The sequence below is a fragment of the Burkholderia sp. Se-20378 genome, from assembly GCF_017104665.1.
GTDB classification, from domain to species: domain Bacteria; phylum Pseudomonadota; class Gammaproteobacteria; order Burkholderiales; family Burkholderiaceae; genus Burkholderia; species Burkholderia lata.
In genome coordinates, this window is record NZ_JAAGPG010000209.1 from 1 (window position 1) to 14,161 (window position 14,161).

At 68.7% G+C, this 14,161-nt stretch carries 12 protein-coding genes; 8 read left to right on the forward strand and 4 right to left on the reverse strand.

Annotation, left to right across the window (positions count from 1 at the left end):
- The 3 genes from G3N93_RS21310 to G3N93_RS21320 form a co-directional block, all read right to left on the reverse strand.
- Positions 1 to 1,600, reverse strand: a 1,600-nt coding sequence (locus G3N93_RS21310) for an FUSC family protein (RefSeq protein WP_206133884.1), incomplete at its 3' end; no start/stop codon positions are given.
- Positions 1,581 to 2,630 carry a multidrug transporter subunit MdtN gene (mdtN, locus tag G3N93_RS21315; protein WP_174937292.1) on the reverse strand — a complete coding sequence of 350 codons (1,050 nt, stop codon included), beginning with the start codon at positions 2,628 to 2,630 and terminating at the stop codon, positions 1,581 to 1,583. The genes G3N93_RS21310 and mdtN, both read right to left, overlap by 20 nt.
- Positions 2,627 to 2,920, reverse strand: coding sequence for a hypothetical protein (locus tag G3N93_RS21320; protein ID WP_011354664.1), 294 nt, complete (start codon positions 2,918 to 2,920; stop codon positions 2,627 to 2,629). Before G3N93_RS21320 ends, mdtN begins: the two co-directional genes overlap by 4 nt.
- Before the next feature lie 876 nt (positions 2,921 to 3,796).
- Between G3N93_RS21320 and G3N93_RS21325 the strand changes: the two genes are divergently transcribed.
- Entirely contained in the window at positions 3,797 to 4,945 is a 1,149-nt protein-coding gene (locus G3N93_RS21325) for a metallophosphoesterase (protein ID WP_206133885.1), read from the forward strand.
- A gap of 73 nt (positions 4,946 to 5,018) precedes the next feature.
- Here the strand turns inward: G3N93_RS21325 and G3N93_RS21330 are convergent, their stop codons facing one another.
- The gene (locus G3N93_RS21330; protein WP_174944143.1) at positions 5,019 to 5,606 is read right to left on the reverse strand and encodes a malonic semialdehyde reductase; all 588 of its coding nucleotides are present in this window, start codon (positions 5,604 to 5,606) and stop codon (positions 5,019 to 5,021) included.
- A 323-nt stretch (positions 5,607 to 5,929) separates the two neighbouring features.
- Between G3N93_RS21330 and G3N93_RS21335 the strand changes: the two genes are divergently transcribed.
- The 7 genes from G3N93_RS21335 to G3N93_RS21365 form a co-directional block, all read left to right on the forward strand.
- Positions 5,930 to 6,535, forward strand: a complete 606-nt coding sequence (locus G3N93_RS21335; protein WP_206133886.1) for an alpha-ketoglutarate-dependent dioxygenase AlkB — start codon at positions 5,930 to 5,932, stop codon at positions 6,533 to 6,535.
- Between the two features lie 340 nt (positions 6,536 to 6,875).
- The gene (locus tag G3N93_RS21340; protein WP_041493247.1) at positions 6,876 to 7,082 is read left to right on the forward strand and encodes a hypothetical protein; all 207 of its coding nucleotides are present in this window, start codon (positions 6,876 to 6,878) and stop codon (positions 7,080 to 7,082) included.
- A gap of 307 nt (positions 7,083 to 7,389) precedes the next feature.
- Positions 7,390 to 7,821: a type II secretion system minor pseudopilin GspI gene (gene gspI, locus G3N93_RS21345; protein ID WP_206133887.1), complete on the forward strand. Its 432-nt coding sequence runs from the start codon at positions 7,390 to 7,392 to the stop codon at positions 7,819 to 7,821.
- Positions 7,805 to 8,479: a type II secretion system protein J gene (locus tag G3N93_RS21350; protein WP_174986723.1), complete on the forward strand. Its 675-nt coding sequence runs from the start codon at positions 7,805 to 7,807 to the stop codon at positions 8,477 to 8,479. The genes gspI and G3N93_RS21350 overlap by 17 nt, the downstream gene beginning before the upstream one ends.
- Positions 8,480 to 8,659: 180 nt before the next feature.
- Entirely contained in the window at positions 8,660 to 10,882 is a 2,223-nt protein-coding gene (locus tag G3N93_RS21355; protein ID WP_206133888.1) for a tetratricopeptide repeat protein, read from the forward strand.
- A 42-nt stretch (positions 10,883 to 10,924) separates the two neighbouring features.
- Entirely contained in the window at positions 10,925 to 13,171 is a 2,247-nt protein-coding gene (locus G3N93_RS21360; protein ID WP_206133889.1) for a tetratricopeptide repeat protein, read from the forward strand.
- 59 nt (positions 13,172 to 13,230) lie between these two features.
- Positions 13,231 to 14,161, forward strand: a 931-nt coding sequence (locus tag G3N93_RS21365; protein WP_374196492.1) for a tetratricopeptide repeat protein, incomplete at its 3' end; no start/stop codon positions are given.

Consider the following 14,161-nt stretch of genomic DNA (forward strand, 5'->3'; position numbering starts at 1 on the left):
TGCTGACGGGCCAGATGCGCGTGAACACGAGATACACGACGACGTTGCCGAGCAGGATGCCGATCGTGCGATCGCGCGCGATCGTCAGGTCGAAGCCGGGGCCGGCGCCCTGGATCACGCACAGGAAAAATGCGAACGCGATCTGGAAGCCGGCATACGCGATGCGCGGCGAGCCGAATGCGACCCACGCGGCGAGCCATCCGCCGGCGAACACCAGCGCCATCAAGTGGCCGACCGACGATAGCGACGGCACGACGAAGACGAGTGCCGCCGTGCCGAGCAGCGCGCCGGCGATGCAGCCGAAGATCCGCAGCGTGAGCTTCTCGACCGTCTCGGCCGTCGAGCCGAGCGACACGATGTAGCAGGTGACGACGCAGGTATGGATGCCCGACCAGTCGAGCTGCGAATACAGCAGGTAGCAGAAGATCGCCGCGGCGGTCGTTTTCAGCGCGTAGCGGATGTGGTCGGGATTGGTGCGTGCGTCGGGCAGGAAGAAGCCGCCGCGCGGGGCGGCGGGCGGGGCGGATTCGGGGGCGGTTGCAGGCGCGTTGGTTGCAGGTGCCGAAGCCGTCGAAGCCGTCGAAGCCGTCGAAGCCGTCGAAGCCGTCGAAGCGACATCGGTCGTTGCGGCCGGTTCCGCGAAATGCGTGATCGCCGCCTGGAGATCCGTCGCAGCAACACGCGCGAGCGGCGGCAGCGTGTCGGCCGGCGGCAGCGCGAGCGTCACGTCGACCGGGTAGCCGCCCTGGTCAAGGATGTCGGCCATCTCGTCGAGCGTCGCGGCGATCGGTGCCGCGTATGCATCGGGCAGCCGCGCGCCCGGTTCGCGATCGGCCAGCGCGACGCCGACGAGCAGCGCGGTGCTCGATGCCACGGCCTGCCGCAACGCCGCGAAATCGGCGGCGGACGACGAGCCTTCGAGTTTCGACAGCTTGAGCCACGTGAGCAGCTGCTTGTCGCCTTCGTGCAGGCTCGCGTTGAATGCGTCGCGCGCCGCATCGTCACCGCGCAGCCGCTGCGCGGCAAGCCGCAAGCGCTTCGCGAGTTGCGCGTGCGCGAGCTTGCGCGGCGACGGCGCGATCAGCAGGTTGACGACGATCGCGACACCGACCGGGATCGCGATCGTCAGCCAGATGTACAGCAGCGCGCGCGTCGCGGCTTCGCCGAACGGTGCAAGGCCGAGCTGGTCGAGCCCGAAGCCGACGATCATCGCGAGGATCGCGCCGACCGGGCGCAGCTTGCTGGCCGACGTCAGGTACAGGAGGCCGACCGACAGCACGGCCATGCACGCGACCCGCAGGATCGAATAGTCGATGCTGAAGATCGCGATGCCGAGCACGAGCCCGATCACGATCGTGACGATCACCAGCAGCGCGGCCGCGAGCACGACGCTCGTCACGCGGTCGGCACGGATCATGAAGAACACGACGTACGCGGACAGCGCGGCTTCGGGCGTGCCGTAGGCGGCCGTCACGAGCGCGGTCAGTGCGCAGATCAGCGCAACCCGCACGGCAATCGACATGCGCCCCGGAAACGGCGCGAGCAGTCGCAGGACTTCGCGCGGGCCCGGCGAGCGAACCTCAGCGGCAGGCAGTGCCATGCCGGACCTCGACGATCGCGCTGGCGCCGACGCGCACGAGCTTGCCGTCGGGTTCGTCGAGCTTCACGCGCACCGGGAAGCGCTGCGCGACGTGCACCCAGTTCACCGAGTTCTGCACGATCGGCAGCGTGCGCGGCAGGTTGATGCGGGCGCTGTCGGCGATCCCTGCGCCGACGCCGACGACCTTGCCCGTCAGCGGGCGGCTGCGGTCGATCATCGAATAGACGGTCGCGCAGTCGCCGACCTCGATGCGGCTCAGCGACGTCTCGCGGAAGTTGCCGACGGCGAACCATTCGCTTGCGTCGATCAGCGTGAAGATCGACTGGTTCGGCGCAAGGGTTTCGCCGGCGAGCACGCTCAGGCCCGTGACGAGCCCGTCGTGCGGCGCGCGCACGACGGTGTCTTCAAGTGCATGCTGTGCGCGGGCCAGCGCGGCTTCGCGCGCATGCAGCGTCGCGATCGCGTCGGCTTCGTCGCCGATCGTCTGCGCGGACGCGCGCTGCTGTTCCTGCGCCTGCGTGAGCGACACGGCGGCGTCGCGCTGGCGGACCTTCGCCTGGTCGAACTGCTGCGCGCTGACGTAGCCCTGCGCGGCGAGCGGCGCGAGCCGGTTCACGTCGCGCGTGGCAAGGTCGTGGTTCTGCGTTGCGCGCTTGACCTGCTCGGCGGCCACGGCCGCGTTCGAGCGCTCGCCGATCAGCGAACGGCGGCGCGTGTCGAGCGATGCGCGTGCGAGCTCGAGGTCGGCCTGCGCCTGGGCAACCGTCAACCGGTACGGCACGGGATCGATGACATACAGCAGGTCGCCCTTCGCGACGCGCTGGTTTTCATGCACCGCGAGCTGCACGATGCGGCCGCCGACCGGCGACGCGACGTGCACGACGTCCGCGTCGATCGACGCGTCGTCGGTGGACGGGTAGGCCGTCGTGCGGTAGTACGCGTACACGAGTGCCGCGATGCCGAGCGCGACGATCGCCAGGGCGATCACGCGGCCTTTGACGGAGGGGCGGGCGATACCGGCGGCCTTCATGCGAACGGCCCCGTGCCGGTGAGCCACACGATCACGGCGACCACGAGCCCGATCGCGGTGCAGACGGCCAGCTGGTAGGGCACCGTGGCGGCCCAGCCGGTCGCGACGAATACGCGGTGCGCGACGATCGCGCCGATGACACCGACGATCGCGCTGACGAGCCAAAGCGGGAAATATGCGCCGAACAGGACGTACGACGGTGCGCCGCGCGATGCGCAGCCCGCGAGCGGCAGGGCTGGCGCCAGGACGGCGGCGACGCGCAAGGGCGCGCGCGGCGTTGTTTTTCTCATGGTGTGACGAGCTCGACGTTGGGGGTGGATGCCGGGCACGGCGCAATGCGGATCGTCGCCGCGACGACGATTCCGGGATACGGAGCCGATAATAAATCAGCGCGATGCGGACCGCCAGCCACCCGCCTTGTGCACCGTGGGGGGGATTGCCGGTAGGGGGCGCGTCCGCGCGTTCGGCACCGCGTTTCTGCAATGATGGTCGGACCGTCGCGATTCTGCCAGTGCAAGCTCGCGTAGGGTTGCTAACGGACTGTAAAGGATCGTCAGACGAACGAAGGGTGGCTGATTTGTCGTGTCGGCAGCGCGGAATCGGTGCGGAAACGGCCGATTGCCGTGCGAACGCACCGGAATGTGGTCGATCCGGCAGATCGGGGGCGGTGTTGACGAGTCGGTCGAGCGGATTGCGTGTGAAGCGCGGTAGCGCGTCGCGATCGGTGTCGCAGATTTGCGGCGGCCGCTCGACCCGAGCCGTCTGTTCGTCTGCTCGTTTGCTCGCCCGCGTGAGCGACGACGCGCAGTGCCATCGGCTTTGCATGGTGGCGCCTGGCGCCTTCGGGCACGACACGAACGTTCGCATCGATCATCCGGCCGCTATTCTCGAAGTGGCTGACCTGGGTGCGCAAAGCATAGCGAGCGCTGCATGTCGGTATCGACGGGCCTCAGGAAAGCGTCAACGTCGCTCGCGTCGGGCAGGCCGATGAAGCCGCGGTCGAGCGTTGCGACGAGCGGCGTCGAAGCCCGGCCGGTGACCGGTCGTCAAAGCCGCGATCTGTGTACCATCGTACGTATGGCGCGCCGCGCGGCACGGGGCCTCACGGTCTCGTGCAACACGCGGCGCGGAAGCGGTATCGGTATCGCAACGAAGGTGAGCGTTCCATGCGAAGTTTCTTTGTCCGGTTCATTGCAATCGGCGTGCTGTTCCATCTGTACGTCGGGATACGGATCATTCCCGATGCGTTCACGTCGCCGGTCGCGCGCACGATCGCGGCGCTCGTGCTGGCGAGCTTCGTCGTGCTGATCCCGGTCGGCATGTTCTCGCGCCGCTTCGACGAAGGCTGGGCCGCGACGCTGGCCGGCTGGGCCGGTTCGCTCGTGATGGGCTTCTTCTCGTCGCTGCTCCTGCTGACGTTCCTCCGCGAATTCGTGCTGCTCGGCGTGTCCGGATGGCGGCATCTCGGGCACGACGGCGCGTGGCCTGCCGCCGCGACCGACACGGCGCTCGGTGTGCTGGCCGGTGCGGTGTTCGTCACCGTGATCGGGTTCGTCGGTGCGCGCCGCACGGCGGCGGTCAAGCGCGTGTCGATCCCGGTCGCGGGGCTGCCGGCCGGGCTCGACGGGCTGACGATCGTGCAACTGTCCGACATCCACGTCGGGCCGACGATCAAGCGGCCCTACGTCGAACGGATCGTGCGCGCGGTCAATGCACTCGATGCCGACCTCGTCGTCGTGACGGGCGACGTGGTCGACGGTTCGGTCAAGCGCCTGCGCGACCACACGGCGCCGCTCGGCCGCATGCAGTCGCGGCACGGCAGCTTCCTCGTGACGGGCAACCACGAGTATTACGCGGGCGCGCATGCGTGGATCGACGAGTTCCGGCGCATCGGGCTGACGGTGCTGCTCAACGAGCACGTGCTGATCGAGCACGACGGTGCGCACGCGGTGCTCGCGGGCGTCACCGATTTCACGGCGGGCGGGTTCGATCCCGCGCATCGCAGCGATCCCGTGCAGGCGCTCGCGGGTGCGCCGCGCGACATCGGCACGAAGATCCTGCTCGCGCACCAGCCGCGCAGCGCGGAAGCGGCGAATCGCGCCGGTTTTACCGTGCAGTTGTCGGGGCATACGCACGGCGGCCAGTTTCTGCCATGGCCACCGTTCGTGCGGCTGCAGCAGCCGGTGATCGGCGGGCTGAGCCGCTTCGGCGACCTGTGGCTCTACACGAGCCGCGGCACCGGATACTGGGGGCCGCCGAACCGCTTCGGCGTGCCGTCCGAGATCACGCTGATCCGGCTGACGCGCGGCGCGTAGCGCACGTTCCCCCGTTTGGAAAAAGGCAGGCGCCGGGCCGTCATCAGCGGGAACCGGGCCTGACCGGCGGCCATCACTCGATGCGGGCGATGTCGTCGAAGTCGAAGCGCGGGCTGCGCGGGAACAGGCCGGCCGGATCGCCGTAGCCCAGATTCACGAGGAAGTTGCTCCGGATCGCGGTACCCGCGAAGAACGCGGCATCGACCTTCGCGCCGTCGAAGCCGGACATCGGGCCCGCGTCGAGGCCGAGGGCGCGCGCGGCCAGGATCAGGTATGCGCCCTGCAGCGACGAATTGCGGAATGCAGTGGCCTCGATCAGCGCATCGTTGCCGGCGAACCAGCTGCGTGCGTCGGCGTGCGGGAACAGGCGCGGCAGGTGCTCGTGGAATGCCATGTCCATGCCGATGATCACGGTGACCGGCGCGGCCATCGTCTTCGCGAGATTGCCTTCGGACAGCGCGGGCTTCAGGCGCGCCTTCGCTTCGGGCGACTTGACGAACACGAAGCGCGCGGGGCTCGTGTTCGCCGACGTCGGGCCGAATTTCGCCAGGTCGATCAGCCGGTGCAGCAGTGCATCGTCGACGGGTTTGTCCTGCCACGCGTTGTGCGTGCGCGCGGTGAGAAACAGTTGGTCGAGAGCGGAGTCGGAGAGCGTCGTCATGATGGGATCCGGAAGGAAAGCGGCCGGGGCGAGCCGGCCGGCAGGGAAGAAGAAACCATGCGGCCCCTTTCGAAAAGGCGGGCCGCGACACGCCGCGATGATAGCGTGACGCGCGAACCGCGAACCGCGAACCGCGAACCGCGAACCGCGAACCGCAAACCGCAAACCGCAAACCGCAAACCGCAAACTCGCATCGTGCATCGTGCATCGCGGGCGCGCGGATTCCTCTTGTCAGCGAATGACAGCGCATGGCAGTGTGCGACGCCGTTGGCTAGTATGCAGGCATGCCCTGTTCGCTCCGTTCATCGCCTGTTTCTCTCGACATGTCGACACCCGATCTCTTCGCTGACACGCCCGCACCCGACGTGGACTGGTACCCGGACTGGCTGGCGCCGTCCGATGCCGATCGCGCGCTGGCCGCGTTGATCGGCGAGGTCGCGTGGCAGCAGGACACGATCCGCACGCCGCGCGGACGCATTCCGTTGCCGCGGCTGACCGCATGGCAGGGCGAGCCGGATGCCGTCTACGTGTATTCGGGGATCCGCAACGTGCCGGCGCCGTGGACGCCGGCCGTGCTCGACCTGAAGCACGCGGTCGAGGCGACGTGCGGCGCGTGTTTCAACAGCGTGCTGCTCAATCGCTACCGCAACGGGCAGGACAGCCTCGGCTGGCATGCGGACAACGAGCCCGAACTGGGCGATGCGCCGGTGATCGCATCGGTGAGCCTCGGCGCGATGCGCGTGTTCGACCTTCGCCATCGCAAGACCGGCGTCACGCATGCGTATCGCCTCGGGCATGGCAGCCTGCTCGTGATGCGCGGGCGCACGCAGGCCGAATGGCAGCATCGCGTGCCGAAGGCGCCGGGCGTGCAGGGCGAGCGCGTGAACCTGACGTTTCGGCGGGTGATGCCGGCTGGTACGGGCCGGTAACAACTGTCGTCATCGAAGCGCCTGGATCGCCGGACGATTCGCGCCCCTTTTCTGCGAGTCACGGGCGATCGATGCAGGCAAGCAGTCTCGTGTGCGGCACGTTGCCGCATCGGCGCTGAACCGGGCGCGTTGAAACGGCGCTGAGGCCCGTGTCATATAGGTTTCAGAAAATTTTAATCGACCGGTCGGTTCCGATAGATGAGTGAAACCTCTGATGGTGCGTCGCAACAATCTTTGACTAGACTGTCGAATGGCAGAAGCGCGTCGCATCCCGGCGCGATCCTTTCGACATGCCTCAAGCGTTGCCGATACGGTGCGCAAGGGGGCAGGAGCAAAACGCGTGACCGTATTCGACCCTTCCTTCGAACCCTCGCTGCACGTCTTTGAACAAGACGGCGGATGGCAATGGGCGCTGACGGTGAAGCGGGCGACCGGCGTTGGCGTGAAAGTCGTTGCGTTCAGCCAGGAAGGCTTTCGCGGCGAAGCCGAGGCCTACGCCGCCGGCCAGCTTGCCCGCGCCGAGTATGACGACGCCGTGACGGCCTGACGCCGTCGCGTCGATCCCGCCGCCCGAGGATCGTCTTCATTGCTTGCCGCCCGCCGCCGGGTGGTTCTTTCCCGATCGTTTTCAGTTTTCCGTCGCCTGTCGCGCTTCGCGCGACAGTGCGTGCGGCGTGTTTGCACGCCCGTCCGCCCGAGCCCGCCGCGCCAAATGGTCCGTACCATTCGACACGTGTGTGCCATACGCCACGCTTAACGTCCCTGCACGGCGTCCGTCGCGCCGGCGATGCGGCTTCGCGCCGCGATTGGAATGCCGGACGCCGGACGCCGACCCATCGACAAGAATGCAGGTCATGTGCGACGACAGAACCGACTACAACCGCCAGGCACGCGGCGGAGCGCGCACGGCGCGGGCGCCGGAACGGGGATTCACGCTGATCGAGGTGCTGATCGCGCTGGCGATCGTCGCCGTGGCGCTCGGCGCCGTGATGCGCGCGATCGGCGCGCTCGCGTCGGATACCGACATGGCGCGCATGCGCCTGCTCGCGTTATGGAGCGCCGACAACGCGCTCGGCGAGATCCGCATTGCATCGACCTGGCCGTCCGTCGGCACGAACACGTTTGCCTGCCCGCAGGGCCGCTACCGGTTCGTGTGCCGCCAGTCGGTGGCCGCGCTGCCGAGCCCGCTCGTGCGTCGCGTGACGGTGAGCGTGTATCCGTCCGCGTTGAGCCGCAACGTGCTCGCCGAAGTCGTCACGGTGATCCAGAATGAAGCGCGCCACTAACCCGCGCGCGGCGGCGCGTGCCGGTACTCGTGCCCGCGGCTTCACGCTGATCGAGATGCTGGTCGCGATCGCGCTGCTCGCCGTGATCGCGCTGCTGTCGTGGCGCGGCCTCGACGCGACGATCCGCGGTCGCGACGATATCGCGTCGAATCTGGCGCAAACGCGTCTGCTCGGCCGCTACTTCTCTCAACTGCAGTTCGACCTGACGAACCTCGTCACGCCCGATGAAGTGTTCGGGCCGCCGCTGCGCATCCGTCCGGGCGAACTCGTGATGGTGCGCCATCTCGGCGTCGGCGGCGGGCCGACGCAGATGCAGGTGGTGCGCTACCAGCTCAAGGGGCGCGAGCTCGTGCGCAGCGCGTCGCAGCCGCTTGCGTCGCTCGCCGAAGTCGACGACGCGCTGCATCACATGGATGCGTTCGCGCGCGTGGTGGTCAGCAATGATGCGCGCTCGATGCAGCTTTCCGTGTGGATCCCGCCCGGCGGATGGACGACGAGCCAGGCCGTCATCGAACAGTCGTATGCGCAGTTTCTCGCGCAGCACGGCATCAGCAACTTCACGTCGATCGGCGTGCCGGTGCCGCGCGGGGTGCGCTTCTCGGTCACGATGGGCGCCCCGGCGGTCGAATACGTGCGGACGATTCCGATCGGCCAGTGACGGCGGCGCGCGCGCGGCCCCCGGCACGGCGTGTGTTCCGTCCCCCGGACAAAATGGTCCGTAACTTTCGTCATACGTCTGTTATTGCCCGTCCGTTAGTCTCGTGACGAGCATGGCCGCCGCGACCGGTTCCATCGAACCGGATCGGCGGCGGCATCGGCAAACGGGAAGGGGGCGAACGTGACGGTCGAGCACCGGCATGATGCACACGCGGGCGCGTCGGGACGCGACGCGCGCGAACAACGGCAATCGGCGGCGATCCTGAGCCGCGCACAAAACTGGCACAGCGCCGGACGATTCGACGACGCGGCGCGCGAATATCTCGCCGTGCTCGAGAAGGAGCCGGACAATCCCCAGGCATTGCACCTGTACGGCATCCTGCAGTTCCAGCGCGGGGCAGCCGACGACGCCGAAGCGCTGCTGCGCCAGTCGGTTGCGATCGCACCCGGCACGCGCGTGCTGTCGGATCTCGGCGCGATCGCCGGCGAGCGCGGCCGTGTCGGCGAGGCGCTCGAGCACTTCGCAGCCGCGCTGCGAGCGACGCCCGACGACGTGCAGACGCTCGTGCGCCGCGGCAACACGCTGCTCGGGCTGCGCCGCCCTGACGAGGCGCTGGCGTCGTTCGACCGCGCGCTCGCGGTGTCGCCGCTGGTGCTCGATGCGCTTTGCAATCGCGGCAGCGCGCTGCGCGCGCTGAGTCGTTTCGACGAGGCGCTCGATACCTACGATCGCGCGCTGATGGTCGACCCGCGTTCGTTCGAATCGTGGTTCAACCGCGGCCTCGTACTGCGCGAGCTGCGGCGGCCGGCCGATGCGCTGCAGTGCTTCGAGCGCGCCAACGCGATCCGGCCCGGCATGGCCGCGATCATGGCCGAGCGCGGCCGCACGCTGATCGATCTGGATCGGCCGGGCGAGGCGCTCGACGCGTTCAATGAAGCGATCGCTGCCGATCCCGCGCGGATCGACGTGCTTTACAACAGCGCGGTCGCGCTCGAACGGCTCGGCCGCGCGGACGAAGCGCTCGCCCGCTGCGAGCGCGTGCTGAGTGTCGATCCGGATCATGTCCGCGCCCATGCGAGCCGCGGCAATGCGCTGCTGCAGCTCAAGCGCCACGATGACGCGCTGGCTGCCTACGCGCGAGCACTGGCGCTCGATCCGCACTCGGCGGAGACGTTGTGCAATCGCGGCACCGCGTTGCGTTACCTGAAGCGTTACGACGACGCGCTGGCCAGCTACGACGCGGCGCTTGCGCGCGACGCGCGGTTCGCCGAAGCGTGGACCAACCGCAGCAACGTGCTGCAGGACCTGCATCGCTACGACGAAGCGATGGCGTCGCTCGACCGTGCGCTCGCACTGCGCCCCGATCACGCGACGAACTGGCTCAACCGCGGCAACCTGCATTTCGAAACGGCGCGCACGGACGATGCGCTTGCCTCGTACGACCGCGCGATTGCGCTGCAACCCGACTACGCCGAAGCGCATTTCGCACGTGCGTCGTTGTATCTGATCGAAGGCGATTTCGCGCGTGGCTGGCCCGAGTACGAATGGCGGCTGCGCGATGCGCAGCTTGCGCGGCACTACCGGCCGTTCACGCAGCCGGCGTGGCAGGGCGACACGCCGCTCGACGGCCGGACGGTGCTGATTCACGCGGAGCAAGGATTCGGCGACACGCTGCATTTTTGCCGCTATGTGCCGCTGGTGGCCGCACGTGGCGCGCGGGTCGTGTTCGAGGTGCAGCCGCAACTGCGCGCGCTGATGGCGTCGCTGTCCGGCGCGGCCCACGTGATTGCGCGCGGCGAACCGTTGCCGGCGTTCGACTGCCAGGTCCCGTTGTTGAGCCTGCCGCATGCGTTTCGCACCGACGAAGCCACGATTCCGCATGCCGGCGCCTATCTGCATGCCGACCCGCAGCGCACGCGCCAGTGGGACGCGCTGCTCGGCGAGCGGCGCCGGCCACGGATCGGGATCGCATGGGCCGGCAATCCGGAGCACCGGAACGATCACAACCGGTCGATCGATTTCTCGTGGCTCGCGCCGTTGTTCGATCTCGACGTCGACTGGATCAGTCTGCAAAAGCCCGTGCGCGAACGCGACGAGGCGCTGCTCGCGGGCGCGCCGGTGCGTCGCGTCGACGACGAACTCGGCGACTTCGCGGACACGGCCGCGCTGATCGGCGCGCTGGATCTCGTGATTGCGGTCGATTCCGCCGTCGCGCATCTGGCGGGCGCGCTGGGCCGCGCGGTCTGGGTGCTGCTGCCCGATCCGGCGGAGTGGCGCTGGATGCGCACGCGCGGCGACAGCCCGTGGTATCCGTCCGCGCGGCTGTTCCGGCAGGCCGTGCCGGGGGACTGGACAGGCGCGATCGACGCGGTGCGTGCCGCGATCGTGCCGATGACACGTTAGACACGACACGCGATACCAACAGCGACAAGTGGGGGCCATACGATGACACCGAACGGGGAAGGGACGACACTCGCGAGCGCGCCGGTCGCGCCGGATCGCCGTCCGCCCGATACCGCGCAACTCGAACGGCTGCTCCTGCGCGCGCGCAAGGCGCACCACGAGGGCGCGCTGCAGCATGCTGAGCGCGCGTATACCGAATTGCTGACGCTCGATCCCGAGCATCCGGAGGCGCTGCACCTGCTCGGCGCGGTGCGCTTCCAGCAAGGGCGGCTCGACGATGCCGAGCCGTTGATGCGGCGCTCGATCGAGCATCGGCCGGTGCCGCTCGCGCTCGCGAATTACGCGGCGGTGCTGACCGGGCTCGGGCGGGAGCACGACGCGCTCGTGCGTCTCGACGAAGCACTCGCGATCAACCCGGTTCATCAGCGCGTGCTGTTTCAGCGCGCGGGACTGCTCGGTCAGCTCGCCCGGTACGACGACGCATGCACGGTCTACGATCGGCTGCTCGAGCTGACGCCCGGTTTTGCCGACGGCTATGTGAAGCGCAGCGACATGCTGCGCGCGCTCGGCCGTCACGACGAAGCGCTCGCCGATTGCGATCGGTCGATCGCGCTGGCCGGGCGTTCGTTCGATGCGATGCGCGGACGCGGCCTCGCGCTGCGCGAACTCGGCCGCTTCCGCGAGGCAGTCGACAGCTACGGCTACGCGCTCGCTCAGACGCCCGGCAGCGCCGAAGTGCTGTTCCTGCGCGGTGTCGCGTATCTCGATCTGCACGATCCCGAGCGCGCGCTCGCGGATTTCAATGCGGCGATCGCGGCGAGCCCGACTTTCATCGATGCGATCTTCAACAGCTCGATCGCGCTCGAGCTGCTGGGCCGGCACGATGAAGCGCTCGTGCGCTGCGACCGCGTGCTCGCGATCGATCCGCGCCACGCGCGGGCACTGGCGAACCGCGGCAACGCGGCCAGCCACCTGGAACGCTATCGCGACGCGGCCGACAGCTATGCGCGTGCACTCGACGCGGAACCGCGCAGCACCGGCGTGCTGTGCAACTACGCGAGCGCGCTGATGCGCATCGAACGTCACGACGATGCACGTGACATGTGCGACCGCGCGCTCGCGCTCGATGCGGGCTACGTGCCCGCCTGGTTCACGCGCGGCCGCGTGCAGCTCGAGACGCACCGCTACGAGGCCGCGCTCGACGATTTCGCGCGCGTGATCGAGGCGACGCCGCGCGACAAGCTTGCGCATTTTCATCAAGCTAACGCCCTGCGTGCGCTGCGGCAGCACGACGCCGCGCGGCAGGCCTATGCGGATGCGATCGAGATCGATCCCGACTACGTGCTCGCGCACTGCATGCGTGCGTTCCTGTGCCTGTCGATCGGCGATTTCGAAGCGGGTTGGGCCGAGTATGAATGGCGCTGGCGCGATACGCAGCTCGATGCGAGCCGGCGCACGTTCGCGCAGCCGCGCTGGACTCACGGGATGCCGCTCGACGGCAAGACGATCCTGCTGTACCCGGAACAGGGGCTCGGCGACACGCTGCAGTTCTGCCGCTATGTCCCGCTCGTGAAAGCGCTCGGTGCACGCGTCGTGCTCGAAGCGCCGGTCGAACTGAAGGCGCTGTTCGCGACGCTCGACGGCGTCGATACGCTCGTCGCGCGCGGCGAGCCGCTGCCGCCGTTCGACCTGCATTGCCCGCTGCTGAGCCTGCCGCTCGAATTCCGTACCGACCTGGCGTCGATTCCCGCCGGCGCTCCGTATCTTGCTGCCGACCCCGTGCGTATCGCGCAATGGCGCGAGCGGCTCGGTGCAGCGACGCGGCCGCGGATCGGTCTCGTGTGGTCCGGCAATCCGCTGCACCTGAACGACCGCAACCGCTCGATGACGCTCGCGGATCTGCTGCCGCTGTTCGACGACCGTTACGAATGGATCAGCCTGCAGAAGGTGGTCCGCGACGAAGATCGCCCGGTGCTCGACGCGAGCGCGGTCCGCTTCGTCGGCGACGACCTCGCGGACTTCGCCGATACGGCGGCGCTGACTGCGCTGATGGATGGCATCGTCAGCGTCGATACGTCCGTCGCGCACCTCGCCGGCGCACTCGGCCGGCCGCTTGCGCTGATGATTCCGCATACGCCCGATTTCCGCTGGCTGCTCGAGCGGGACGACAGCCCGTGGTATCCGTCCGCGCGACTCTTCCGCCAGCCCGAGGGCGGGCAGTGGGCGCCCGTCGTCGAGCGGATCGCAGCCGGGTTGCCGGCACTCGTCGTCGGCGGCGGCGTGCAATGAGTGCGCGCCGCGAGGGTGCTCCGTTGACCGGCGTCGGACCTGGCGCAACCGCCGCGCCAATGCGCGCGGTGCTCGACGATGCGCTGCGCCAGGCGCGCGCGCGGCTCGAACTGCGCGACGTCGCGGGGGCGGGACGGCTCTACGAAGGCGTGCTGACGATGGCGCCCGACCATGTCGAGGCGCTGCACTTGCTGGGTCTCGTGTATCTGCAACTCGGCGATCCTGCACGGGCGGAGCCGCTGATCGCGCGCTCGATGGGGTTCGGGCTGAACCAGCCATGGAATCTGGCGAACCATGCGGCCGCGCTGACGGGCGTCGGTCGCCATCGCGACGCGCTCGCGCTTGCCGACCGCGCACTCGCGGCCGATCCGGACCATGCGCCGTCGAATGCGGCGCGCGGCGATGCGCTGCTCGCGCTCGGGCAATACGACGCGGCGCTGACGGCCTACGATCGGGCACTCGTGCGGGAACCGGCCCATGTCGTGGCGTGGCGCAAGCGCGGTGAGGCGTTGCGCTGGCTTGAACGGCCTGCCGATGCGCTGATCAGCGTCGAGCGCGCGTTGCGGCTCGATCCGGGCGATGCCGCCGCGAACATCGAACGCGGGCATGCGTTGCGTGCACTCGGCCATCGCGAGCAGGCGTTGCACAGCTATCAGCTAGCGATGGTCGTGCGTGGCAAGACGCCCGAACTCGTCTACGCGTGCGGTGTCGTGATGACCGAACTCGGCCGTCCGGCCGACGCGCTCGCGTGTCTCGACGAAGGGCTCGCACGACAGCCGAAAGACGAGCAGTTGCTGTACGCGAGTTGTGTGGCGCTGGATCTGCTGCACGCCCGCGACGAATTGCTGAAGCGCTGCGACCGGCTGCTTGCGCTGAACCGCGGCAACGTCGCGGCGTGGGTCGGGCGCGGCAATGCGCTGCTCGGGCTCGAGCGTCATGCGGAAGCGGCCGAGGCCTACGCGCAAGCGCTGGCGCGCAATCCCGACGATA